This window comes from Pseudomonas sp. NY15356 (assembly GCF_048068175.1).
GTDB lineage: Bacteria > Pseudomonadota > Gammaproteobacteria > Pseudomonadales > Pseudomonadaceae > Aquipseudomonas > Aquipseudomonas putida_K.
In genome coordinates, this window is record NZ_JBLUPW010000004.1 from 82948 (window position 1) to 106308 (window position 23361).

Consider the following 23361-nt stretch of genomic DNA (forward strand, 5'->3'; position numbering starts at 1 on the left):
GTCAAGGCTCCTTGACGGTGGTCTGGTGTGTAGTGGTAGGGCGCTCGGCGTACATGCGCCGCCCCGTCGAGGGTGTGTCGGGGAGCGCCTGCGCAGCGTTCCAGCCAAGGGCGAACAAGGTCTGCCCGGGTACCTGGAAGTGCACCTGGCCGGCGTTGCACGCGAAGGCGGCCAACTGCGGCTGGTTGTCCGGGCCGAACAGCTCCAGACGCGCATCCGGGCAGGTGCCCAGGGTGAGTTCGACCTGCTGCAGGCGGTCAGCCTTGTTCACCCCCAACAGGCTGCGCCGATGTCCTTCGGCCATGGCCAGGGCATCGACTTCGAACCCGTCGTTGTACAAGGCCAGTACCTGGCCCAGCCAGTGTTGCTGGATGAACTGCTGGGCCAGGCCGACCGGCTTCAGCTGGAAGTGCGTGTCGTCGATGACTTGGACCATGCCTTTGGGCCATTCGGGCTCGTCGGCGACATGGAACCAGTTGAGCATGTCCAGCAGGCCATCGGCCGAGGCATTGATCACCACCGACGCCCACCAGACGCCGGCGTAGTGGGTGTTCTGGTCGTAGGGGCTCAGGCTCGAGCCGCTGGACAGATTGGTCTGGTCCAGCAGCAGCGCCTTGCGCGGCCTGCCCTGGCCGTCCAGCCCCACCAGGGCGGCGGCCTGGCGCACGCTGTCGCGGTAGCTGCGGGTGGCCAGCGGGTCGCGGACCATCCACTCGTGCCAGGCCAGGGCATCGACTTGTGCGCCCTGTTCCTCGAGCAGGCGCCGGGCCCAGTCGATACCGCGCAGGCCCTTGGCGTCATCCCTGAACGGGCCGCCGAGCCAGCGTGAAGAGGCCGGGATGGCGATGCGGACGCCGGCTTCGCGGGCCCCGGGCCAGTTGTGCACCACAGCGGTCATGAGGCGAAAGTAGTCGCGGAAGCTAGCGTAGTCGGGGTAGTTGAGGTTGGGTTCGTCGGCCACGCTCAGGTAGTGCACACCCTTGCCGCCGAGCCTGGTGGTCGCTGCAAGCCAGGCCTGCAGGCCGTTGCGGGTGGGCGCATCGGCTGCCAGCACGGCGCGCCGGCCGGTGCCGGCCAGCAAGGTGATGTCCTGGGCGATGGCGAAGCGCTCCTGGTACAGGCGTCGCCAGGCGTCTTCGTAGTGCGGCTTGCGCACCAGAACGTCGACGAAGCTGTAAAAGCCCGCCGCCTGCGGGCGCAGGGCATCCAGGGCGGCAAAACTGGACGGTGGGGGCGCCACGTAGTGCATGGCCACGCCCAGCCGTGGCGTAGGGCCTACTGTCCGTTCAGCAACCTTGAGCGCTACCAGGCCTTGGGCGAGTGGCAGGTCGCCGAGATGTTCGGCTCGCTGGGCGAACAGGTTGGCCGTGCCGTCCAGCCAGAACGCAGCCTTGCCGCTGCCTTGCAGGTACAGGCGCCAGGTTTCGTCGCGGGTACTGAGTGGCAGCTTGTGCTGGTCGAACTGCCAGTAGGCCGGGTAGGGCGCGAGCGCGACCTCCACCTTGTAGCCGTCGCCCAGGCGCTGGGCCAGCAGGCGACTCACGCCGCCATGGTATTTACCGGCCAGGCTCGCCTGTTCGCCGGCCTTGACGCGAAAGAACAGGGAGGTGCCCGATGCCACTTCGGCACTGAAATGCACTTTCGCCGGTGCGAACAGCGCCCGGGTCGTATCCAGATGCTCGACCTGGTAGCCGCGGAAGCTGTAACCGGGGATTTCCAGCCGGTAGGGGCCTGCGCTGGGCTCCAGGGACCAGGTTTGTTCGCCCCGCACCTGCTCGGCGCGAATCGCCCGCTCGGCACTCAGGCGCCCCTGGCCATCGAGCAGATACAGATGCTCGCCGTTGGCATCGGCCTGCCAGGCCGGACGCCACTGGATGCGCAGTTCGTCGGTGCGTTCGGGCAGCAGGTACAGGCTGCCGTCGCGGATGTCTCCCCAGTGCAGGCTGGCTGCCAAGGACCACGACGGCACCAGTGCCGCGAGCAGGGCCAGGTGCTTCACGCGGGCCTCCGTTGCAACATTTCACGCAGTGGGGTGTGATCGCCGGGCAGGATGATCAGGGTCCGCCATAGCGGCACATTGCTCAGCTGGCAATACACCACGAGCATCGCCAGGGTCACTGCCAGGTAGGCGATCGATGATGCCAGGGCCGCGCCGACGATGCCCCAGGCCGGGATCATGAAGATATTGAGCAGCAGGTTCAGCGCTGCGCCGCCGCCCATGATCAGCGACACCGTGCCGGGCCGGTTCTTGCCCAGCAGGTCCAGGCGCAGGATGCTGGCGTAGCACAGGCCCAGCAGCCCTGGCAGCAGCGCGAGCAGGGCTGGGTAGGCAGGAGCGTACTCGATGCCGAACAGGGTGATGATCAGCCACTTACCGATCAGCGCCATGCTCAGGCAGGCCAGCAGCATCACCGTGGCGGTCAGGCGCAGGGCCAGGGGCGTGAGACGCTGCATGTCGGTATCCTGCTGCAGCAGGTGCTTCATCAAGGGGGTGGTGACAGCCTCGGGGACGATCAGCAGCAGTTCGGCCGCGGCGGTGGCCATGGCGTAGTGGCCCAGGGCGGTACTGCCGAGCACGGCGCCGATGAACAGATAGTCCGAGCGCAGGATCACCTGCTGGAACAGGAGGTCAGGGTGGCTCTTGGCACTGTAGCTCAACAGTTCGCGCTGGCCGCTGCGGTCCCAGCGCAGGTGCACCGGGTATTGGCGCGCCAGCCAGGCCACGCCCAGCAGCAGTACTACGCCAAGCCCCAGCAGCCAGCTGATCAGTGCGGCCTCCATGGCCTGCTCGCGCCACATCCAGAAGAGCGCCAGGAACAGCAGCAACGGTGCCAGCGACTCGGTCAGGCGCAGGGCGTTGAAGGCATCCACGCCGCCACTGGCATTGTGCAGGGTCAACAGGCCGCTCTTGAGCACGGCCATCGGCACGGCCAGCAGCAACAGCCAAGCCAGCAGGCCAAGCTGCTGAGTCACTTCCAGTTGGCCACCGAACTGGCGGACCAGAAAGACCCACAGCAGGGTCAGCAAGCCGGCGAGCAGGCAGCCGTAGACCAGCACCTGGGTCAGGAGCAGGCCCATGTCACGGCGCTTGGCGGCCTGGTAGCCGACTGCGCTGTTGAGCCCACCACTGGTGACGGCGCTGATCAGGTCGGGCAGGGCGCTGAGCAAGGCGAACAGGCCCCGTTCACTGGGCCCGAGGATCCGCGCCAGCAACACGTTGCGCAACAGACGCAGGGCGATCATCGCAAGCTTGGTGCCCATGCTCAGCGCCAGGTGACGCAGGTAGGTGCTACGGATCATGCAAGACCTCCACGGGCGATGCGCCAGGCCAGCAGCGAAGGGCAGGCAGCGGTCTGCTGGCTGACGCCGATACGCGGCAGGGCGAGGGGGTCGTCGTCATCACGGAACAGGCCTTGCCGGGTGCTCAGGGCATAGGCATAGCTATGCCGGGCGACCCATGAACGGACCCGGTCGTCGTGGTCGCCGTTGGGGTAGCAGTACACCGGCAGTGGGTGTTCGCAGTGCTGTTGCAGCGCCGCATGGCTGCGCTGCAACTCGTCGTTCAGGCCCTGTTCGTCGAGCTCGGGCAGCAAGGCATGGCTGGCGCCATGGGGACCGAAGCGTACCAGGCCGGTCGCCTCCAGCTGGCGCACCTGATGCCAGTCCAGGGCTTGCGGTACAGGTTCGGCCGGGCAGGCGTCGGTCATCCGCTGCAAGGTGGGCTGGCCGAGGCTCTTGAGGCTTTGCATGTAGTGGGCCAGCACCTGGCTGCGGGTGTGGGATCGGCTGCTCAAGAAATACGCTGCCGGCAGCGGGCGACCGGTTTCACGCAACTGCTCGGTCAACGCCAGGCGTGCATCCTCGCCGCGGGTGCCCCACAGGGTTTCGACGATGCTTTCCCACCAGAAGCGCTGGCGGCTGCCGATGTAGTCAGTGGATAGGAAGATACTGGCCGGTACGCGATAGCGCAGCAGCAGCGGAAAGGCATTGACTGCATTGTCGCGCCAACCGTCGTCGAAGGTCAGGGCGACCCTGGGCCTGCCGTGGCCGTTGGCGCGCCGAGAGCCTTGCAGCAGGTCCATCAGGGGGACGCATTCGAAATGCTGCGACAGCCAGCGCAGCAAGCGCTCGAAGGCCTGCGGGCCCAGGCACAGCTCGTTGCGATGGGGCAGCGCCGCGAGGCTGTCGTCCTCGAGCACCCGGTGCAGCATGAGGATCACGCCGGTGTTGTGCAAGCGGGCACGGGTACTGGGCAACTTGAAGTACAGCCAACCGCTGGCCTGCTTGATACGGGTCTTGATCGGCATAGGGATGTACTCATCGATTCTGGTCGGGGTTCCACTGGCTGTAGCTGTACCCGCGCAGGAACTGCCACACGCCGATGCTCATGCCGGCCACCGTGACCAGCATGAAGGCGGCCAGGCGAAACGGCTTGGGCAGGCGGCGACGGGCATCCAGCAGGCCGAGCACCGCAGCGCCATAGCCGAGCAACTGGCCGACCAGGCAGAGTAGGTAGAAGCCACCTTCGGCGGCCAGCCAGAGGTTGGCCAGCAGCAACGGCACCAGTAATACCGGAGCCAGGCGCCGGATCAGCTTGTGGCTGGCCAGGGCAATCGCGTATAGGCCATGCCTGAAGGGATTGAGCAGCTCGCGCCGGGCGGCCAGGCTCAGCAGCCCACCGACGGTGACCCGCTGGCGACGGCGGAACTGCTTGCCGGCCTCGTCCACCCCTTGGTCCAGCACCACGGCCTCAGGCACGTAGACGATGCGCTTGCCCGCAACCGGCGCGCAGGTGCTGATGAAGAAATCGTCGTTGACCTGGCGGGGAATAGGCTGGAACAGTTCGCGGCGCAGGGCGAGCAGGGCACCGTCGGCCGAGACCATGCAACCGGTGCGGTTCTCGACCTTGCGCAGCCAGGCTTCGTAGTGGCGGTACAGGCTGTCGCCCAGGCTCAGGCCTTGCCCGGGTTCGGGAATGATCATGTGCCCGGCGGTGCAACCGACTCGTGGATCGGCAAACGGGGCCAGGAGCCGGCGCAGGGTGTCGCCGGACCACTGGTTGTCGGCATCGGTGAATACCAGGATCTCGCCCTGGCAGCTTTGTACCGCCGTGTTCAGCGTGGCACCTTTGCCCTGACGCGGCAGGTCCAGCACCTGTACACACACAGCATCGATGGCGCGGGCACGGGCCACGGTGAGATCGGTGGAGCCGTCGCTGGCTACCACCACCTGTAGGTCAGCGGCCGGGTAGTCCTGGGCCAGCACGCTGGCCAGCTTCTGTTCGATATGCCGCTCTTCGTTATAGGCGGCGATGACCACACTGACCCGTTGCGGGGCCAATGGGCCAAGCACCCGGCGGGGGAACAAGGGCGTGGCCAGGGTCAGCAACAACGGGTAGCCGACCCAGGCGTACAGGGGCAGCAACAGGCACGACCAGAAAATGACCTCAGCCACGGGCAGGCCTCCTTGCGGTGCGGTTGAACAGGCTCAGCACGACGGCGGCGCCGGCCAGGTGCAGGCGGACCCAGTGCAACGCCCACAGTTGCAGGGTGAACATCGGGGCACGGTGCTTAAGGCTCTGCCTCAGGCTCAGTGCCAGGGCCGGCACGGCGCCCAGCACCATCAGCAACAGGGCGAGCCGACCGGCCCCCTGGAGCAGTGCCAGCAGTGCCAGGGCGGCCAACGCCCAGGGCGCCAGCGACAGCAGCGGGAAGCGCAGCATGCGCAGGCTTGCGCCATGGTTGCGCAGCAGTTGCAGGTGGCTGCCCTGGCGCCACAGTTCCTTGCCCAGCCATTCGCTCCAGCTGCCCTCGAAGCCCCAGTGCAGCACCGTCGGCTGGCGCAGGGCGCGCAGACGCGCGCCGGCTTGGTACAGGCGCAGGGTGAAGTCCTTGTCCTCACCGGTGCGCAAGCGTTCGTCGAAACCGCTCACCCGCTCGAACCAGTGGCGGCGCAGCAGCAGGTTGGGCGCCGGCAACCAGGTGCTTGGCTGCAGGGTTGGCCCGGCACGCAGCGTGCGCCGCTGCCAGGCGTAGGCGAACCAGGGGGCCTGACGGGGGGTATCGCAATCGAGGGCGAAGACATCGCCTTGGTCACGTTGGTGCAGGCCGACCAGCAGGGAGAGCCAGTCGCCAGGCACTTCGATGTCAGCATCCAGGAACGCCAGCCAGTCGCTGCAGCTGGCCCGGGCACCCAGGTTGCGCAGGGCGCCGATGGTCGCGCCCGGCAGCGTCAGTACCGTGGCCCCGAACTCGCGGGCGATATCGGGGCCGGCGTCGGTGGAGCCGTTGTCCACCACCAGCAGTTCACACGCAAGGCCCGCCTGCAGGGCCGCAGCCCGGGCGCACGCCAGGGTACGGCCGATGTGGCGGGCTTCGTTGAACATGGGGATGACGATGCTCACCTGGTTCATCGCGACACCGCCGTGGTCGGGGCCTCGGCGGCCTGACGCACCAGCACGCTGGACAACGCCAGCATCATCCACAGGTACTTGTGGCTGGGCACGCTGAGGAACATCAGGAACAGCCCGATGGCCACCAGGCTCATGGTCAGGTGGGCGGCAAGGTCGGCATGGTAGTGGTCTGCGGCGGCGCGCCAGCTGGCGCTGGCCCTGGTGAAGTTGCGCAACGCCAGTAGCATCATGCCGATGAACAGCAGGCCGGCGGGTATGCCGATTTCGGTGATCAGTTCCAGGTAAGTGTTGTGCGCCTGCCGATAGAGGTCGTCACTGGTGCGCTTGGCCGGGGCGAAGGCCTTGGAGAAACCGGTGTTGGCATAGTGCAGTGGGAAGGTGCCGGGCCCGGTACCGAGCAGCGGGCTGTGGCTGATCATGTCCTTGCCGACCACCAGGTAGGAGGCGCGTCGGCCCAGGGATTCGTCCTTGTGTGCATTGATCCCCGACTTGAGCTGGGCCAGCGACTGGATGCGTTCCAGGTATGCCGGCGGCATCAACGCCGCGCCCAACGGCAGCACGATGGCCAGGCCCAGCATGGCGAAACCCAGGTGCAGTGGCCGAATACGCGCCAGTTGCGCACGGTAGACGTACAGCACGGCAATCAGGGTGGCCAGCAGCACGACCAGGCCGGAACGCGACTCGGTGCGGGTCATCCCGGCAAGCATCAGCAGGCAGCAGGCCGTCCAGAACAGCTTGACCGGCACCTGCCTGGCCTTGATCAGCAACCACAATGCCAAGGGCATGGCGAAGGTGATCAGCAGGGCCAACACGTTAGGGTCGAGCAGAGCCGAGGCGCGACCTTGTTGTTGGTATTTGCTCGAGAACATGGCGAACAGGCAGGTGATGCACACGCTCAGGGTCACTACCCGGCACAAGGTTGGCAGGCTGAGCTCGCGCCCCACCAGCAGGGTGATCACGAACACCACCAGGCCTACGGTGAATTCACGCAGGTGGTTGAGCGAGAGCGCCGTATCGTCGCTGGTCCAGAGGCTGAGCAGGTACAGCGCCAAAAACGGCACCAACAGACGCCACTGGTTGCTGTGCAGGCGCTCACCCGGCAGTTGGCGTACCGCCAGTTGCAGGCCGAGGGTCAGGACCAGGCCAAGGCCGACGATCTTGGCCGCGGACACCTCGCTGTCCTTGAGCAGGCCTTCCAGCGGTACCAGCAGGGCGATGGCCAGCAGGCCCCAGGCGGGTTTGCGGTACAGCACAAGGGCACCGGCCAGGCCGACCACCGCCCCTGGCGCGAGATACGGGAAAGGGCTGGCGAGCAGGGCCAGGCTGAGCAGGGCCGCAAGGCCAACCAGCGACAGGGGCATGATCATGCGACAACCTCCTCGGTGGCGCCCTGGTAGACCAGGGCCCAGCGTTGTACCAGGGTCGGCAGGTGGTAGCGTTCGCGTTGGGTTCGCTGTGCCCGGGCCGCCAGTTCGGCAGCCTGGGCGGGGTCTTCGATCAGGGCTTGCAGGTGCTGGGTGAGTTCGTCCACGGCCAGGGGTCTTGCCAGCAGCCCGCTACGGCCGTGCTCGATGACATCCGGGATGCCGCCAACGCCGAAGGCCACTACCGGTACCCCATCCTGCATGGCCTCGAGCAGGACCATCGGTGTACCCTCGGTGCGCGAACTGATGACCAGGACGTCCAAGCGTGCCATCCAGGTGCGCATGTCGCGCTGGAAGCCCGGCAGTTCGATGCGCGAACCCAGGCCCGCGGCGTCGATGCGCGCCTGCAGCCGCTCGCGCTCGGGGCCGTCGCCGAGCATGACGGCCTTGATCTTGGCGTAGCGCCGGCACAAGGGGATCAGTGTGTCGAGGAACAGGTCCGGGCCTTTTTCGCGGGAAAGGCGCCCCACGTAGCCGGCCAGCCAATAGCCCTTGACATGGCGTTCGGGCAGGCTGCGTGCCGGCGGCAGGCCGTTGGGGATCACCCGCAGCTTGCCGGGCGCCACCCCAGCCTGGTGATGCAGGCCGGCGATGCTGTCGGCGACGCACACCACCGTGCTTACCACCGGCGTGCGGCACAGTTGCAGGCCAAGCCAAATATAGAAGCGCTGCTTGAGGCTGCGCGGTGTGAAGCCGTGTTGCGTGGTGACCAGAGGCAACCCGCACAGGGCCGCTCCGAGCCAGCCGAGGGCCAGGCCCTTGAAATTGTGGGCATTGATCAAGGGCCGTGCGTTGCGCTGGGCAAGCAACTGCCTGAGTACCGCGGCCGAACCACGGCAGGTCAGGCAGTCGATACCGGCCTGGCGAAAGCGCGCCGCCAGCTCGACCGGAGCGTCGAGCAACAGCACCCGGTGCCGACCAGGCGTGGCCAGGCAGTGGTCCAGGAGCATGCGCTCGGCGCCGTAGAACCCGCCACTGCTGAGCAGGTGCAGGATCGGCCGTTCGCCAGGGTGGGCAGCGCTGTTCAATTGCGCACCCAGTGCATCAGCCGTGGCAACGTCCAGGCCTTGTGCGGGTTGGGCAGGCCAGGGGCCTGGTCGTTGATTACCAGCAGTACCGGCAGGCCCAGTTCCTGGGTGATCTGCGCCGGGTGCTTGAAGCGATGGTCGAAGAACTCCTTGACATAGACCAGGGCGATGGCCAGCAGCAAGCCGGTGAGCAACCCGAACGGAATGATCAGGCCGGGGCGCGGGAAGGCTGCGGTGGTGGGTTCGTAGGGTGCACTGAGAATGCGCGCGTTGGACTGGCTGCCGTCGAACAGGCCCTGACCGCGGCTTTCCTCGTAGCGTTGGGCATAGGTGGAGAAGGCCTTGTGCAGGGCATCGATCTCGGTGTCCAGCTGGCGGGTCTTGCTCTGGGTTTCACGCAACTGGTGGATGCGCTCCTTGAATTCGCCGATGCGCTCGGTCTTCTGCGCGATCACCTGCTGGGTCACGGCCAGGTCCTGCTGGCGTTCCTGGATGCGGTTGGCGATCACCTTGAGGAACTGCGCACGCAACTGGGCGATCTGCTGGCGGGCCAGTACCATCTGTTCGGCACCGGGCAGGAACACCGTGGTGTCGGCATTGTAGCGGGCCATCTGCGAGGTCAGCTGTTCACCGATCTGGCGGATCTCACGGTCCTCGAAGGCGACGTTGTCCACCGTGGTGGTGAAGGTGTAGGGGAAGGCGTAGTCGGCCATGCGCGCCTTGCGTGCATCAGCCAGGCTGCCTTGCAGGTAGTCCAGCCATTGCTGGTTCTGCAACTGCCGGTCGCGCTGGGCATTGAGCGCCTGTTCCTCGGTGTTGATGGCGTTGAGGCGGAAGGTGATTTCTTCCTTGGGGTCGGAGGAGCCGATCGCCGTCAGCAACGCCAGGCGCTGGTTCTCCAGGTCGCCCAGACGGGCCTGGTAATGCAGCTTCTTCTGTTGGTAGAAGGCTTCGGGCAACTCGTTGGACTGCAGGTCCTGGCGGTTCTTCAGGAAGTTGTCCAGCAGACGTGCGACGAACAGCGTACCAAGCTCGGCATCCGCGGCACTGTAGGACACCGAAATGACATTCGAACCAGGCAGGGTCTTGATGTCCAGGTCATCGAGCGCCTGTTCGGTGAGGGTGTCCAGGGTCTTGTCGCGGCTATTGTCGGCGGGCCCGGCCAGCCAGCGGCGCACCGGCTCGATCACCTGCTGCTGCAGCGGCATGAACAGTACCCGCTGGAGCAGGCCCGGCTCGTGCTGGTAGTGGCCTTCCTGGCGCAGCTGGCTGATGGTCTGGCGGATCAGGCTGGGCGAGCGCAGGATATTGCTCTCGGTCTCCATGTCGGCCAGCGTCGGCGGGATGAACTGGTCGGCTTCCTGGGACAGGGCCGAGCTGGTGTCGCTCTGCGACAGCTTCTTGGACTGCACGATCACTTCGGCGGTAATGTCGTAGCGCTGTTGCAGCACCAAGGGCAACACCAGGGCGATCGCGGCGAACACCAGGAACACCCGCTTCACCAGGTGGCGGTTGGCGAAGAAGATGCGGAAGAACTCATGCACATGGTTTTCTTTCGGTTGCGTGATCATGGTTCGTTCCCCGGTCAGTTGTCATCGTCTTTGTTGTCGACGCGGTAGCTGAAGCTGAAGCCGAAGCCCTGGAACAGCACCACATCGGCCAGTTGCCGGGACAGCTCGGCAGCGCTGGCCAGGGTGGTCTTGGGCACGTAGAGCATGTCTTCGGGCTGCAGGTAGGCGAGTTTCTGGCTGCCGCCGGACAAGGCTTCGTCGACGTCGTAGTTCACCGCATGGACCATGTTGCCTTCGCGGCGCATGATCACCACCGAGCCGAGCTTGGCCTTGAGGGTCGGGCCGCGGGCCAGGGTCAGTGCCTCGAGCACCGAGACTGGGCGGCGGATGGCGAAGGCCCCAGGCTGGCCCACTTCACCGAGTACGTAGATCTCGTTGGCGGCGGTCGACTTGAGCAGCACATCCACGGTCATCCGGCCGGGCAGGCTGGCGTAGCGCTCGTTGAGGTAGTCGCGCAACTGGTTGACGGTCATGCCCTGCAGCGGCACCGAGCCGATTTCCGGGAAGGTGGCGCGGCCATCGTTGCCCACGGTGATGTCGCGGCTCATGCCCGTGGTGGGATGCACCAAGGTATCGCGCAGGGCCGTTTCGCTGGTCATCGGGCTCAGCACCCGGACGCTGACTTGGTCGCGGTTGGGCTTGAACACGCGCTTGTCGTTGTAGGCCTGGCGTATGGCACCCTCGGCCTCGGCCGTGGTCATGCCCTCCACGCGCACCGTGGAGTTGGTGCTGGGCAGGGTGATGGTGCCGTCCGGCTGCACCAGCTGGCTGCCGTTCAGGCCGCTGGCGGCCATGAAGGACAGGTCCAGGGTGTCGCCGGACTGGATGCGGTAGACACCGGCCGAGCGGTTGCTGACGTGGAAGATGACTTCCAGTACATCCTGTGGGCGCAGCACCTGCTCGCGGCGTGCCACCTCGGTGGCCTGGCTCTCGGCGGGCGAGGCCGTGAGGATCTGCACCGGCATCTCGCGGTTCTGCTGGCTGGCGCAGCCGGCGAGGGCCAGCAGGCACAGGGCTATCGATGGGTATCTCATGGCGTTCATCCTGTGCGGCCTCTCAGAGGTTGTCGTACAGCCACTTGGGCATGTAGTACTTGCGCTTGTTGAACACGCTGCCGATCAGCCGCGCGCCGGCCTGGGACAGGCGCTGGGCCGCCGCCTGGGCCACCTCCCAGCGGGTCTGCTCACCGCACACCACCAGGATCACGCCATCGACCAGGGGCGCGATCACCAGGCTGTCGGCGCTGGCGTAGATCGCCTCACCGTCGATCACCACGAAGCGGTACTGCACGCCCAGGTGGCGCAGCAGCACGCGCAGACGCTCGGGGTCCAGGTGCTCGCGCTCGCGCTTCCAGGTACCACCAGGCAACAGGTCGAACGGCTGTTCGGTGAGGCGCACGATGCAGTCCTGGGCCAGCGGCGGGGTGTCGTGGTCGAACAACAGGTCGGTGTAGCCGCGCAACTTGGCCAGGCCCAGTTGCTGGCTCAGGCTATTGGCGCCGCTGCTGCTGTCGATCAGCAACACGCTGCCGGCGCTCATCATTGCCAGCTGGCTGGCGAAGGCCAGGGCGCTGGTGCTGGTGCCGGTTCCGGTATTGGCCGCGGTCAGCAGCAGGGTGCGCTGCTCGAGGTCGAGTACGGTGGCGGTCAGGTTGGTTTCGCTCGGCGGGGCGACACTCAGGCTTCTTGAAGTAGAACCGTCCATCTCAACTTGCTCCGTGGCCAGTGAAGACTTTGAACGGAGTCTTGAGAAGGATCTTCAGGTCCAGCATCAGGCTCTGTTCGTTGATGTAGCTGAGGTCCAGCTGTACGCGCTGGTCGAAATCGATGTCGCTGCGCCCGGAGATCTGCCAGAGGCCGGTCATGCCCGGATAGATGCACAGCCGCACCAGGTGGCTGTCCTTGTAGCGGTAGGCGTTGAAGGACGTGGGGCGTGGGCCGACCAGGCGCATGTCGCCGGTGACCACGTTGATCAGGTTGGGCAGCTCGTCCAGGCTGCTGCGCCGCAGCCAGCGGCCCACCGGGGTGATACGCGGGTCGTTGTCGATCTTGAAATCGATGGCGTCCGCGCCGTGCTTGTTCAAATGGCGCACCGATTCCTTGAGCGACTCGGCGTCGGCGACCATGGTGCGAAACTTGAACATGCCGAACAGGCGGCCTCGGTAGCCGGTGCGCTTTTGCACGAAGAGCACTGGGCCTGGGCCCGAGCGCTTGATCAGCACGGCGAGTACCAGGAACAACGGTGACAGCACCAGCAGCAGGCCCAGCGCCGCCAGGCAGGACAACACTCGATTGGTGCGCGAGAGCGACCAGGGCCGCCCACCGGCCCGCCCGCTGATCCAGCCGCGGCCCTGGATATGGATGGCTGCGTCGATACGTTGTCGGTGGCTGGGGTCCATGCGCTTGTCCTGGTACAGCGCCTGGGCTTGCGCACTTTGAGGTTGTCCTGTCATACGGCCCTCCGTTGATCTGCCTGCCCGCGGGGGCAGTACCCTTGAAACCAGGCGACGAAGCGCTTGAGCCCCTCGTCGAGGGAAACCTGCGGCGTGAACCCGGTCAGCTGGGCCAGGGCGCTGGCGTCGGCACAGGTGCTCAGGACATCGCCCGGCTGCAGCCCGAGCAGTTCGACTTGGGCGTTGCGCTGAAGGTAGTGCTCCAGCAGGGCGAGGTAGTCGCGCAGCGCCACGGGGCGCTGGCCGCCGATGTTGAACAGCCGCCAGGGGGCGCTGCTGCTGGCCGGGTCCGGGGCGTGGGCGGACCAGCCCGGATCGCCGCTGGGCGCCAGCGGGACCAGGCGCACCAGGCTTTCGACGATGTCGTCGATGTAGGTGAAGTCACGCTGGTGGTTGCCGTGGTTGAACAGTTGGATCGGCCGGCCGTCGGTGATCGCCTGGGCAAACTGCATCGGCGACATGTCCGGGCGCCCCCAGGGGCCGTAGACCGTGAAGAAGCGCAGGCCACTGCAGGGGATCCGGTACAGGTGGCTGTAGCTGTGGGCCATGGCTTCGTTGGCCTTCTTGGTGGCGGCATACAGCGACAGGGGGTGGTCGACGGCGTCCTGGACCCGATACGGGGTGCGCTGGTTAGCGCCGTACACCGAGCTGGACGAGGCGTACAGCAGGTGTTCGACTGGGTACTGGCGGCACCCTTCGAGAATATTGAGAAAGCCCACCAGGTTGCTCGCCACGTAGGCCTGTGGGTTGTGCAGCGAGTAGCGCACGCCGGCCTGGGCGGCCAGATGGATCACCACCTGTGGGCGTAGCGTGGCGAACAACCGGAGCATGGCGCCCTGGTCGCACAGGTCCAGACAGTGCAGTTCGAAGGGGCCGGCCTGCTCGCGCACCCACTGCACCCGGGCGTGCTTGAGCGCTGGGTCGTAGTAGTCGTTGAAGTTGTCCAGGCCCTGCACCTGGTGGCCATCGCGCAGCAGGCGCAGGCAGGTGTGAGCGCCGATGAAGCCGGCAGCGCCGGTGACCAGGATCTTCATTGGTCGGTCACCCGCGCGGCTACGTGGCGCAGGCCGATGCCGCAGTAATGCAGGCCGTGGGCTGCGACTTGTTCGGGGTTGTACAGGTTGCGCCCGTCAACGATCACCCGCGCCCGCAGCTTGCTGGCCAGCAAGGTGAAATCGACCACGCGGAAGTTCTTCCATTCGGTGCAGATCACCAGAGCATCGGCATCCTGCAGGGTGTCGTCACGGGTGGCGCACAGTTGCAGGTCGTCGCGGTAGCCATAGAGCCGCCGACATTCGTCCATGGCCTCCGGGTCGTAGGCTCGCACCGTGGCACCTTCGGCCCACAGCGCTTCCATCAGGTAGCGGCTGGGCGCTTCGCGCATGTCGTCGGTGTTGGGCTTGAAGGCCAGCCCCCACAAGGCGACCGAGAGCCCGGCAAGGCTGCCGCCCAGGTGCTGCTTGAGCTTGGCGAAGAGGATCCGCCGTTGCCGGTCGTTGACCTCGTTGACACTCTGCAGCAGACGCAGGGGCATGCCGCTGTGCTCGGCGGTGCGCAGCAGGGCCTGGATATCCTTGGGGAAGCATGAGCCGCCGAAGCCGCAGCCGGGGTAGATGAAGTGGTAGCCGATGCGAGGGTCCGAGCCGATGCCCTTGCGCACTGCCTCGATGTCGGCGCCCAGGTGCTCGCTGAGGTTGGCCAGCTCGTTCATGAAGCTGATGCGCGTGGCGAGCATGGCGTTGGCGGCATACTTGGTCAGCTCGGCGCTGCGGTTGTCCATGAACATCAGCTTTTCGCGGTTACGGCAGAAGGGCGCGTAGAGCTCGGTCAACTGTTCACGGGCCAGTTCGTCATGGGTACCGACGATAATCCGGTCGGGTCGCATGCAGTCGGCCAGGGCGCTGCCTTCCTTGAGAAATTCCGGGTTGGACACCACGCGCACCTGCAGCCGCTCCTTGCCCAGGCGCTTGAGCTCGTCGCAGGCCAGCGTCAGAACCTGGTCGGCCGTGCCCACCGGCACGGTGGACTTGACGATCAGGGTACGGTCGCCGTCCATCAGCTGGACAATTTGGCGGGTGACTTCCAGCACATGGGAAAGGTCTGCCGAACCGTCCTCGTCGGGCGGGGTGCCGACAGCGATGAAGATCAGCTCGGCGTGGGTGACCGCATCGCTGGCCTGGGTGCTGAACAGCAGGCGCCCATCGCGGATGTTGTCCTCCAGCAGGTCCGACAGCCCCGGCTCGCTGATCGGCGGCACACCTTGGCGCAACTGGTTGATCTTGTGGGTATCGACGTCCACGCACAGGACGCGGTGCCCCATGTCGGCCATCGCTGCCGCTTGTACCAGTCCGACATAGCCAGTGCCAAACACGCTCACGTCCATGCCCAGTGCCTCAGTGAACAGTAAGGGAGTAGAAACATTGCGTGACTTTGGTATAGCTCAGCTATCTGGATTTGCGTCAAACCTATGGCGTGTTTCGCTTAACTTACAAGCGCTGATGGGCAGGGCTGCTGGCAAGTAACCCTATTCAAGTCCATAGGTTAGCTTTGAAAGCTAGTGGCGTTTAGCCGGTCGGCGAGCCGATGAGTGGTAGAGGCCTCTAAAACAGTGGGTTGCAGGTAATAGAGGCGCTTATGGGGAGAGGAAAAAGCCGTCGGATTTTGGCTTGGGCAAAGTGGCGGAAAATTGACTTTTGTCGTTCTGTGAGTGGAGGCTCAGGTAGGCTGGCCGGCTTCCCGCAGCTCAAGCGGATGCAACGCCCGGAACGCCTGCGCTTCTTCCACCAGCCAATCATGCACCGCGCGGGCCCCCGGCTGGCTCAGGCCTCCGGGTGGGTAATGCAGCATGTAGCGCTTATGGTTGGCGATCGGCACGCCGAAAGGCACGATCAGCGTGCCACGCTCCAGCTCGTCATTGAGCAGGGTACGCCGGGCGATGGCCACGCCCACACCGGCGATGGCCGCCTCGATGGTCAGGTGGTTGCGGTTAAAGGTGTGGCCGCGACGCACGTCCAGGCTGCCGGCACCGATGCCTTCGAGGTAGAACTCCCATTCGGCGTATTCCGAACTGCCACGCCAGGCGGTGATGTCGTGCAACAGCGGGTAGTGCACCAGGTCGGCCGGGCCGTGCAGGGGTGGGCGACCACGCAGCAAGGCCGGCGAGCACACCGGGAACACCTGCTCGTCCAGCAGCGGCGTGGAGAGCATGCCGGGGTAGCTGCCGTCATTGAGGTCGATGGCCAGGTCGAAGTCGTCCGGGTGCAGGGCTTGGTTGCTGTCCTCGGCCACCAGGCGCAGCTCGATGTCCGGGTAGCGTTGTTGGAAGCGTGGCAGGCGCGGCGTCAGCCATTTGGCCAGGAACGAGGGGATCGAACGCAGGCGTAGGGTGCCACGGATCTCGCCAGCATCCAGGCGCAGCAGTTCGGCCTCGATGCTGCCATAGGCCTCGGCCACGGTCTGCGCCAGGCGCTGGCCCTCGGCGCTCAGCTCCACCCCGCGGGCCCGGCGCAGGAACAGGCGATAGCCCAGGCGCTCTTCGAGCTGGCGCATCTGCTGACTGACCGCGCCCGGGGTGATGTGCAGCTCCTCGGCGCAGCGGGTGAACGACAGGTGCCGCGCCGCACAGGAAAACACGTTCAGCCAGACGAACATCTGGCCATTGAGTTGACGCCTCATGGTTTAGTACCGCTAAAGCCTTGCTTAGGAATTTTCGTTGGTCATTGCCAAAGATGCACGGCAGTATCGCGCAACTTCGCAATAGCGTTCAATTTTTCCGGAGGAGCGGGCAGCAGCCATACAAGCTGTCAAGCTCAGGCATTAGCATGGCTATCAGTGTTTTCGATCTCTTCAAAATCGGCATCGGCCCGTCCAGTTCCCACACCGTAGGCCCGATGCGTGCTGCGGCAACCTTCGCCCAGACCCTGCGCGAGCGTGGTCTGTTGGCGCGGGTAGCCCGCGTCGAGGTGCGCCTGTACGGCTCGCTGTCGGCCACCGGCGTTGGTCACGCCACTGACCGCGCGTGCCTGCTGGGCCTGATGGGCCAGTGGCCGGACCGCATCGACCCGCACAGCATCGAGCCGCGTATAGCCCAGCTGATGCAGGAGCGTTGCCTGCTGCTCGATGGCAGCCACCCGCTGGCCTTCGAGTATGCCCGTGACATGTTGCTGCTCGACGAGAGTCTGCCGTATCACCCCAATGCCATGACCCTGGAAGCGATGGACGGGCAAGGCAGCCTGTTCAGCCAGACCTACTACTCCATCGGCGGCGGTTTCATCGTCGAACAGGGCGAGATCGATGCACCGAAGGACGATGCCGCCCAGGTCAGCCTGCCCTACGAGTTCGGCAGCGGTGCCGAGCTGCTGGCCCTGTGCAAGGCCCACCGGCTGAGCGTCAGCCAACTGATGATGGCCAACGAATGCGCCTGGCGGCCCGAGGCCGAGGTGCGCGCGGGGTTGCTGAAGATCTGGGGGGCCATGAAGGATTGCGTCGATAACGGCCTGCGCAACGAGGGCATCCTGCCGGGTGGCCTGCAGGTCAAGCGCCGCGCGGCCAAGCTGCACCGCAGCCTGCAGGAGCTGGGCAAGCCGAACGTGATCGGTTCGACCTTGAGCGCCATGGAATGGGTGAACCTGTTCGCCCTGGCGGTCAACGAAGAGAACGCCGCCGGTGGGCGCATGGTCACCGCGCCCACCAATGGTGCGGCGGGGATCATCCCGGCGGTGCTGCACTACTACATGAAATTCAACCCCAGCGCCTGCGACGACGATGTGGTCGCCTTCCTGCTGGCCGCCGCAGCGGTGGGCATCCTGTGCAAGAAGAACGCCTCCATTTCCGGTGCCGAGGTCGGCTGCCAGGGCGAGGTCGGCTCGGCCTGCTCGATGGCGGCGGCCGGCCTTGCCGAAGTACTCGGCGCCACGCCGCCGCAGTTGGAGAATGCCGCCGAAATCGCCCTGGAACACAACCTGGGCCTGACCTGCGACCCGGTCGGTGGCCTGGTGCAGGTGCCCTGCATCGAGCGCAACGCCATTGCCGCGGTCAAGGCGATCAATGCCGTGCAGATGGCCTTGCGCGGCGATGGTGAACATTTCATCTCCCTGGACCGGGTGATCCGCACCATGCGCGACACCGGCGCGGACATGCACGCGAACTACAAGGAGACCTCCCGCGGCGGCCTGGCCGTGGCCTTCGTGGAGTGCTGAGTCATCGAAACAATGCAACACCCGCTGTACCGAGCAACAAAAACAACTACAAGGCGATACCCATGACTGATGTACAAAACACCACGAGCATTCGTGCGGATTCGGCCGCCCCGGTTTCGACCGAGGGCACGACCAGCTGGAACCGGCACGACACCACTTGGGCCCTGGGGCTGTATGGCACGGCGATCGGGGCGGGGACCTTGTTCCTGCCGATCAATGCCGGCGTGGGAGGCTTCTGGCCGTTGCTGATCCTGGCCGTGCTGGCCTTCCCCATGACCTTCTACGCGCACCGGGCGTTGACCCGCTTCGTGCTGTCCGGCCGCAAAGGCGGCAGCGAGGACATCACCGAAGTGGTGGAAGAGCATTTCGGTACAGGTGCCGGCAAGCTCATCACGTTGCTGTACTTCTTCGCCATCTTCCCCATCCTGCTGGTCTACAGCGTGGCCCTGACCAACACCCTCACCAGCTTCCTGGAGCATCAGCTGCAGATTACCGCTCCGCCGCGGGCGCTGTTGTCGCTGTTGCTGATCCTGGGCTTGATGGTCGTGGTGCGCTGCGGCCAGCAGATCATCGTCAAGGCCATGAGCGTACTGGTCTATCCCTTCGTCGCCTCCTTGCTGCTGCTCGCCCTGAGCCTGATTCCCAACTGGAACGGCGCTTTCTTCGCCCAGGCCAATGAAGGGCTGGACGCATCGAAGCTGCTGCTGACCCTGTGGCTGGCGATACCGGTGATGGTGTTCTCGTTCAACCACTCGCCGATCATCTCGGCCTTCGCCGTGGACCAGAAGCACCGCTACGGTGCCGATGCCGACCGCAAGAGCGGCCGTACCCTGGCCACCGCCCACCTGATGATGGTGGTGACGGTGATGTTCTTCTGCTTCAGCTGCGTGCTGGCCTTGAGCCCGGGTGACCTGGCGGCGGCCAAGGCGCAGAACATCTCGATCCTGTCGTACCTGGCCAACCACTTCCAGACCCCGGTGATCGCCTTCGTCGCCCCGCTGATCGCCCTGGTGGCGATCACCAAGTCGTTCCTGGGCCATTACATCGGTGCCAGCGAAGGCTTCCAGGGCATGATCATCAAGAGCCTGCGCGGGCGCGGCAAGGCCTGGCCGGCCAAGCGCCTGGAGCGGGTGACGGCGTTATTCATGGTGCTGGCCTGCTGGTTGGTCGCGACGCTCAACCCGAGCATCCTCGGCCTGATCGAAAGCCTGGGCGGGCCGGTGATCGCCTGCCTGCTGTTCCTGATGCCGATGTATGCCGTGCACAAGGTGCCGAGCCTGCGCCAGTACTCGGGCAGGCTGTCGAACCTGTTCGTGGTGTTGGTAGGGCTGATCACCTTGTCGGCGATCGTCTATTCCTTCGTGGCTTGAGTGGGCGGGCAGGGCTGCTTCGCAGCCCTGTCGCCCCTGGCTCACTTGAGCAGCACACGCCGCTTGGTCAGCTCACCGTCATCGCCACCCGGCCAGTGCAGCTCCACCAATACCTCCGCCTGGGTGCCGTCGAGCGAGGGGCGGACCTGGAGCATGGCGAAGTTCTTCGAGCCGGCCATGGCGTACCAGCGCTCGCAGACAATGTCGTTGATCCCGGGCATGCTGCCGCCTGCACTGATCGCCAGCTTCAGCACACCTGGCGCCGGCATCCGGGAAATGGCGCTGGAGGTGACCTGGAACACCTTGGCGGTCGGGTAGCGCTTGTGCAGCAGGCGGAACACCGCGGCGCAATGCACGTCGCCACTGAGGAACACCACCGGTTTGCCACTGCCGCCCAGGGTCGCGAATACCTGGTCGAGCAGGTGCTTGCGCTCGGCCTGGTTGGTCTTGTGGTCCCATTCGTCCATGCAGTCGTCCTTGAACGAGCCGATGTCGGCGTAGTTGGTCACGGCATTGCGCCAATGCATGACCGGTACCGGCGATACCACGAACACCGCATCGGCAGCCTCGACCGCCGGGCTTTTCAGCCAGCTTGCGAAGCGCTTCATCTGCGCGCTGCCCAGCAGCTTGTACGGGTCGTCTGCCTCGACGTCGTGATGACCCCGCATGTCCAGTACATAGAAGGCCGAACGGCCCTGCTCGAAGGCGTAGTCCCACTGGCAGGCGTCGGGGTCGTTCAGGTCGATCGGCGTTGGCGGGTTGTGGCTGTGCTGGTACTCGTAGTACACCCGGCAGGCGGCACGCCACATCAGGTCGACGAGCATCTGGTTGGTCGCGGTGTGGTTACTGCTCTCGAACAGTAGGGCGATGCGCTTGCGCCGCTCGGCATTGGTCAACGAGCCCCAGCCGTCCATGATCTCGTGGTCGTCCCAGATCATGTACTGAGGCAGACGCTCGTAGATTTCCCGCTGGCTGGGCACATTCCAGTAGACCCGGTAGAACCAGCGGTAGAGGTTGCACAGGTAGCGCTCGATGCCGGGCTTGTCGTAGCCCTTGCCTTGCTTGTAGGCCTGCAGCAGTTCCTCCTTGTTGTCCTTTAGCCATTCCCAGATGTCCAGGAAACCGTTCTTCTTGTTGGTGTCCACGTACACCTGGTCGCCACCGCCGATGACGAAGGTGGCGCGCTGATCGGCCAGTTGCTGGTGCATCAGGGGCCAGGCTCCGGCGCTGCCGTCGGCGCTGATCGGATCGTGGCAGCTGTAGAAACCGAAGGTGAGGGTAGCAGGTGCCTGCGGCGGGGTGACGAAGAAGCGTGGGCGGTCGCCGCCGATCTCGGTGCGCCGGCCCACCTTGGCCGGGTCGCGTTCGTCGCTGATCAAGGCGTAGTAGTAGGTAGTGCCGGGTTTCAGCCCGTCGACATCGAACACTCCGGTCACGTCCGTCTCGAAGCTCAGTGTCTGGGCCTTGAGGTACACGGTCTTGATGCCCTGGCCCTTGAGGTACTGGGGCACGGGCAGGTCGCCCAGGCGAACCAGGTCGCCACGCAGTGGCTGGGCGCTCACCGCCAGGTACCAGGTCCCGGGGCGATACAGGCGTACCCACAGGCGAGTGCTGGTCGGCGTAGTGGCGCCGATCAGGGCGGCGCTGGAAAGTTTGGAGTACTTGCTTTCGTTGGAGGTGGGGTCAAGCAGTGGCATGGGGCTCGTCCTGAGTGCGGATCACGGTCTACCGGCCATTAAAGACCGGGTTTTGCCGTTTCGCTTGCCCAGGTGCCCCATGCCAGGGGCAGGGGGCGTCAGCGAGCCTTGTCGCGCAGGGCGACGAAGCTGCGGCGCATGTCGCTGGCCCAGCCGTCGAGCACGGGCTTGACGTCCTCGAGGGTGAGCTTCTGGGTGTCGTTTTCCAGTTCCGTGCCGCTGCCCTTGCGCACCACCTGGGCCAGTACCTGCTGGTTGGCCCCATCCAGGAAGGCCGCTTCCACGGCGACTTTCACGTCCTGGTCGCGGCCTCCGGCAGCGGTGTTGACCGCTGCCACCACCAGGGCGATGGGGATCACCTCATAGGGCTTGAGGCCTTCGGTGCTGGTGGACACCGCCGTGATCGCCGGGCGTACCACGATGGTATTGGGCCCCGGAGCCTTGGCCAGGGTCAGCACGCTGCCCATCTCCCGGCGCATCGCCTCGTTGAAATAACGGGTGATCTGGCCCAGAGTCTGGGCCGAGATCACCTCGGTCGGTTGCGGCTTGGGGTAGAACTGGCTGGGTTCGATGAACACGTGGGTGTACTGGCTGGCCTTGACGTTCGGATCGATCCAGCGCATCACCGGCACGCCGGAGGCACTTTCCGCCGGCTGCAGGCGGCTGTAGTCCTTGAGGAAGCCGGAATAGTCGCTGGGGTCGACGCGGTTGCTGGAGCAGGCGGCCAGCGCCAGCAGGGCGGCGCACAATAGGGTGACGCGGGGCAGTGCTTTCATGGGTTCGGCATCCTTGAGAGAGCGGCCAGAACAACGCTAGCAGGACATTGCGAGTTGGCCAGTGGCCATGTAGTTGAATAGCCATTCCTTGAACTGGCGAGCCGTTCGCCCCCATCTGCGAACGGGCCGTCGACATCAGCCCAACACCTCCCGCAGCCGATACCACAGCATTCCCAGGGCCAGCAGTGGCGAGCGCAGGGCCTTGCCGCCGGGGAAGGTCAGGTGCGGCACGGCGCTGAACACGTCGAGCCCCTGGCTGTGGCCCACGGCGATGGACTCGGCCAGCAATCGTGCGGTCCAGTGGGTGACGTTCAGGCCATGGCCGGAGTAGCCCTGGGCGTAATAGACATTGGGGTGCTGGCTCAGCCGGCCGACCTGGGGAAAGCGGTTGGCGGTGATGCCGATCATCCCACCCCACTGGTAGTCGATGCGCACATCGCCCAGCTGCGGGAACACTTTGAGCACCTTGGGCCGCATGTAGGCGGCGATGTCCTTCGGATCGCGACCGGAATAGTGGCAGGCGCCGCCGAACAGCAGACGGCGGTCGGCGGTCAGGCGGTAGTAGTCAAGACCCACTTTCTGGTCGCACAGGGCCATGTTCTGCGGGATCAGCGCACGCGCCACGCGTTCGGGCAACGGCTCGGTGGCCACCACGTAGCTGCCGGCGGGCAGCACCTTGCCGCTCAGGCGCGGCTCCAGCTCATCCAAGTGAGCATTGCAGCCCAGCACCAGGCTCTGGGCCCGGACCTTGCCGCGGGCACAGTGCAGGGTCACGGTAGGGCCATGTTCGATGCGCTGCACCGGGCTCTGCTCGAAGATCCGTACCCCCAGCTGCGCGGCGGCGCGGGCCTCGCCCTGGACCAGGTCCAACGGGTGCAGGTGGCCCGAGCCCATGTCCACCAGGCCGCCGGCGTACTGGTCGCTGGCGACCACCTCGTGGATTCGCTCCGGGCCCACTAGGCGGGTCTCGTGGCGGTAGCCGAGCGCGGCCAGGTCGTCCTGTTCGTTCTTGAAGGCGGCGAACTGCGCCGAGGTGTTGGCCAGTTCGCAGAAGCCCCAGCGCAGGTCGCATTCGATGCCATAGCGGGCGATGCGCTCGGCGACCAGCTCGACCGAGTCGATGCCGGCCTGCTTGAGGTAGCGCACGCCGTCCTGGCCGACGTAGCGGGCAAAGCCGCTGACGTCGTGGCCGATTCCGCGGATCAGTTGCCCGCCGTTGCGCCCGCTGGCGCCCCAGCCGATGCGCCGGGCCTCCAGCAGGATCACCGAGAGCCCGCGCTCGGCCAGTTCAAGGGCGGTGTTGACGCCCGTCAGGCCGCCACCGACCACGCAGACATCGGCGCAAAGCTCGCCCTCGAGCGCGGGGTAGGGCGTGCTGTGGCGCGCCGTGGCGGCGTAGTAGGACGCGGTGTGTTGGGTAGTGTGCATGACGG

General features: G+C 65.7%; 19 protein-coding genes. 2 read left to right on the forward strand and 17 right to left on the reverse strand.

Going from position 1 to position 23361, the window contains the following annotated elements; translation table 11 throughout:
* Position 1 precedes the first annotated feature (1 nt).
* The 14 genes from ACNFCI_RS05400 to ACNFCI_RS05465 form a co-directional block, all read right to left on the reverse strand.
* Entirely contained in the window at positions 2 to 1999 is a 1998-nt protein-coding gene (locus ACNFCI_RS05400) for a hypothetical protein (protein WP_416767554.1), read from the reverse strand.
* Positions 1996 to 3300 carry a lipopolysaccharide biosynthesis protein gene (locus ACNFCI_RS05405; protein ID WP_084858944.1) on the reverse strand — a complete coding sequence of 435 codons (1305 nt, stop codon included), beginning with the start codon at positions 3298 to 3300 and terminating at the stop codon, positions 1996 to 1998. Before ACNFCI_RS05405 ends, ACNFCI_RS05400 begins: the two co-directional genes overlap by 4 nt.
* The gene (locus tag ACNFCI_RS05410) at positions 3297 to 4307 is read right to left on the reverse strand and encodes a polysaccharide deacetylase family protein (protein ID WP_084858943.1); all 1011 of its coding nucleotides are present in this window, start codon (positions 4305 to 4307) and stop codon (positions 3297 to 3299) included. The genes ACNFCI_RS05405 and ACNFCI_RS05410 overlap by 4 nt, the downstream gene beginning before the upstream one ends.
* A gap of 10 nt (positions 4308 to 4317) precedes the next feature.
* Entirely contained in the window at positions 4318 to 5454 is a 1137-nt protein-coding gene (locus tag ACNFCI_RS05415; protein ID WP_084858942.1) for a glycosyltransferase, read from the reverse strand.
* The gene (locus tag ACNFCI_RS05420; RefSeq protein WP_084858941.1) at positions 5447 to 6412 is read right to left on the reverse strand and encodes a glycosyltransferase; all 966 of its coding nucleotides are present in this window, start codon (positions 6410 to 6412) and stop codon (positions 5447 to 5449) included. Before ACNFCI_RS05420 ends, ACNFCI_RS05415 begins: the two co-directional genes overlap by 8 nt.
* Positions 6409 to 7779 carry an O-antigen ligase family protein gene (locus ACNFCI_RS05425; protein WP_416767557.1) on the reverse strand — a complete coding sequence of 457 codons (1371 nt, stop codon included), beginning with the start codon at positions 7777 to 7779 and terminating at the stop codon, positions 6409 to 6411. Before ACNFCI_RS05425 ends, ACNFCI_RS05420 begins: the two co-directional genes overlap by 4 nt.
* Positions 7776 to 8864, reverse strand: a complete 1089-nt coding sequence (locus ACNFCI_RS05430) for a glycosyltransferase (protein ID WP_416767559.1) — start codon at positions 8862 to 8864, stop codon at positions 7776 to 7778. The genes ACNFCI_RS05425 and ACNFCI_RS05430 overlap by 4 nt, the downstream gene beginning before the upstream one ends.
* On the reverse strand, positions 8861 to 10435 hold the full coding sequence (locus ACNFCI_RS05435; RefSeq protein WP_084858938.1) for a GumC family protein: 1575 nt from the start codon (positions 10433 to 10435) through the stop codon (positions 8861 to 8863). Before ACNFCI_RS05435 ends, ACNFCI_RS05430 begins: the two co-directional genes overlap by 4 nt.
* A gap of 14 nt (positions 10436 to 10449) precedes the next feature.
* Positions 10450 to 11469 (reverse strand): polysaccharide biosynthesis/export family protein, encoded by a 1020-nt coding sequence (locus ACNFCI_RS05440; protein WP_084858937.1) that lies wholly within the window; start codon positions 11467 to 11469, stop codon positions 10450 to 10452.
* A 22-nt stretch (positions 11470 to 11491) separates the two neighbouring features.
* The gene (locus tag ACNFCI_RS05445; protein ID WP_324812310.1) at positions 11492 to 12139 is read right to left on the reverse strand and encodes a CpsD/CapB family tyrosine-protein kinase; all 648 of its coding nucleotides are present in this window, start codon (positions 12137 to 12139) and stop codon (positions 11492 to 11494) included.
* A 1-nt stretch (position 12140) separates the two neighbouring features.
* Positions 12141 to 12887 carry a sugar transferase gene (locus ACNFCI_RS05450; RefSeq protein ID WP_084858935.1) on the reverse strand — a complete coding sequence of 249 codons (747 nt, stop codon included), beginning with the start codon at positions 12885 to 12887 and terminating at the stop codon, positions 12141 to 12143.
* Positions 12884 to 13921, reverse strand: a complete 1038-nt coding sequence (locus ACNFCI_RS05455) for an NAD-dependent epimerase (RefSeq protein ID WP_416767561.1) — start codon at positions 13919 to 13921, stop codon at positions 12884 to 12886. The genes ACNFCI_RS05450 and ACNFCI_RS05455 overlap by 4 nt, the downstream gene beginning before the upstream one ends.
* Positions 13918 to 15270 (reverse strand): UDP-glucose dehydrogenase family protein, encoded by a 1353-nt coding sequence (locus ACNFCI_RS05460; RefSeq protein WP_084858933.1) that lies wholly within the window; start codon positions 15268 to 15270, stop codon positions 13918 to 13920. The genes ACNFCI_RS05455 and ACNFCI_RS05460 overlap by 4 nt, the downstream gene beginning before the upstream one ends.
* A 332-nt stretch (positions 15271 to 15602) precedes the next feature.
* Positions 15603 to 16562, reverse strand: coding sequence for a LysR substrate-binding domain-containing protein (locus ACNFCI_RS05465; RefSeq protein ID WP_416767564.1), 960 nt, complete (start codon positions 16560 to 16562; stop codon positions 15603 to 15605).
* A gap of 146 nt (positions 16563 to 16708) precedes the next feature.
* Here ACNFCI_RS05465 and ACNFCI_RS05470 point away from each other — a divergent pair, with 146 nt between their 5' ends.
* Positions 16709 to 18085 (forward strand): L-serine ammonia-lyase, encoded by a 1377-nt coding sequence (locus ACNFCI_RS05470; RefSeq protein ID WP_084858931.1) that lies wholly within the window; start codon positions 16709 to 16711, stop codon positions 18083 to 18085.
* A gap of 62 nt (positions 18086 to 18147) precedes the next feature.
* Positions 18148 to 19455 carry a serine/threonine transporter gene (locus ACNFCI_RS05475; RefSeq protein ID WP_416767566.1) on the forward strand — a complete coding sequence of 436 codons (1308 nt, stop codon included), beginning with the start codon at positions 18148 to 18150 and terminating at the stop codon, positions 19453 to 19455.
* Positions 19456 to 19496: 41 nt separating this feature from the next.
* Here the strand turns inward: ACNFCI_RS05475 and ACNFCI_RS05480 are convergent, their stop codons facing one another.
* The 3 genes from ACNFCI_RS05480 to ACNFCI_RS05490 form a co-directional block, all read right to left on the reverse strand.
* Positions 19497 to 21152: an alkaline phosphatase D family protein gene (locus tag ACNFCI_RS05480; protein WP_416767568.1), complete on the reverse strand. Its 1656-nt coding sequence runs from the start codon at positions 21150 to 21152 to the stop codon at positions 19497 to 19499.
* A gap of 98 nt (positions 21153 to 21250) precedes the next feature.
* Complete coding sequence (locus tag ACNFCI_RS05485) at positions 21251 to 21928, reverse strand: DUF3313 domain-containing protein (protein WP_416767570.1); 678 nt, start codon at positions 21926 to 21928, stop codon at positions 21251 to 21253.
* 135 nt (positions 21929 to 22063) lie between these two features.
* Positions 22064 to 23356: an NAD(P)/FAD-dependent oxidoreductase gene (locus tag ACNFCI_RS05490; protein WP_084858927.1), complete on the reverse strand. Its 1293-nt coding sequence runs from the start codon at positions 23354 to 23356 to the stop codon at positions 22064 to 22066.
* Between the last annotated feature and the right edge of the window lie 5 nt (positions 23357 to 23361).

What these genes read in the sequence shown, in the direction of transcription:
- ACNFCI_RS05405 (WP_084858944.1), bottom strand. Translation starts at nt 3,300, where the DNA reads ATGATCCGTAGCACCTACCTGCGTCACCTGGCGCTGAGCATGGGCACC.
- ACNFCI_RS05410 (WP_084858943.1), bottom strand. Translation starts at nt 4,307, where the DNA reads ATGCCGATCAAGACCCGTATCAAGCAGGCCAGCGGTTGGCTGTACTTC.
- ACNFCI_RS05420 (WP_084858941.1), bottom strand. Translation starts at nt 6,412, where the DNA reads ATGAACCAGGTGAGCATCGTCATCCCCATGTTCAACGAAGCCCGCCAC.
- ACNFCI_RS05425 (WP_416767557.1), bottom strand. Translation starts at nt 7,779, where the DNA reads ATGATCATGCCCCTGTCGCTGGTTGGCCTTGCGGCCCTGCTCAGCCTG.
- ACNFCI_RS05435 (WP_084858938.1), bottom strand. Translation starts at nt 10,435, where the DNA reads ATGATCACGCAACCGAAAGAAAACCATGTGCATGAGTTCTTCCGCATC.
- ACNFCI_RS05440 (WP_084858937.1), bottom strand. Translation starts at nt 11,469, where the DNA reads ATGAGATACCCATCGATAGCCCTGTGCCTGCTGGCCCTCGCCGGCTGC.
- ACNFCI_RS05445 (WP_324812310.1), bottom strand. Translation starts at nt 12,139, where the DNA reads ATGGACGGTTCTACTTCAAGAAGCCTGAGTGTCGCCCCGCCGAGCGAA.
- ACNFCI_RS05450 (WP_084858935.1), bottom strand. Translation starts at nt 12,887, where the DNA reads ATGACAGGACAACCTCAAAGTGCGCAAGCCCAGGCGCTGTACCAGGAC.
- ACNFCI_RS05455 (WP_416767561.1), bottom strand. Translation starts at nt 13,921, where the DNA reads ATGAAGATCCTGGTCACCGGCGCTGCCGGCTTCATCGGCGCTCACACC.
- ACNFCI_RS05460 (WP_084858933.1), bottom strand. Translation starts at nt 15,270, where the DNA reads ATGGACGTGAGCGTGTTTGGCACTGGCTATGTCGGACTGGTACAAGCG.
- ACNFCI_RS05465 (WP_416767564.1), bottom strand. Translation starts at nt 16,562, where the DNA reads ATGAGGCGTCAACTCAATGGCCAGATGTTCGTCTGGCTGAACGTGTTT.
- ACNFCI_RS05470 (WP_084858931.1), top strand. Translation starts at nt 16,709, where the DNA reads ATGGCTATCAGTGTTTTCGATCTCTTCAAAATCGGCATCGGCCCGTCC.
- ACNFCI_RS05475 (WP_416767566.1), top strand. Translation starts at nt 18,148, where the DNA reads ATGACTGATGTACAAAACACCACGAGCATTCGTGCGGATTCGGCCGCC.
- ACNFCI_RS05480 (WP_416767568.1), bottom strand. Translation starts at nt 21,152, where the DNA reads ATGCCACTGCTTGACCCCACCTCCAACGAAAGCAAGTACTCCAAACTT.
- ACNFCI_RS05485 (WP_416767570.1), bottom strand. Translation starts at nt 21,928, where the DNA reads ATGAAAGCACTGCCCCGCGTCACCCTATTGTGCGCCGCCCTGCTGGCG.
- ACNFCI_RS05490 (WP_084858927.1), bottom strand. Translation starts at nt 23,356, where the DNA reads ATGCACACTACCCAACACACCGCGTCCTACTACGCCGCCACGGCGCGC.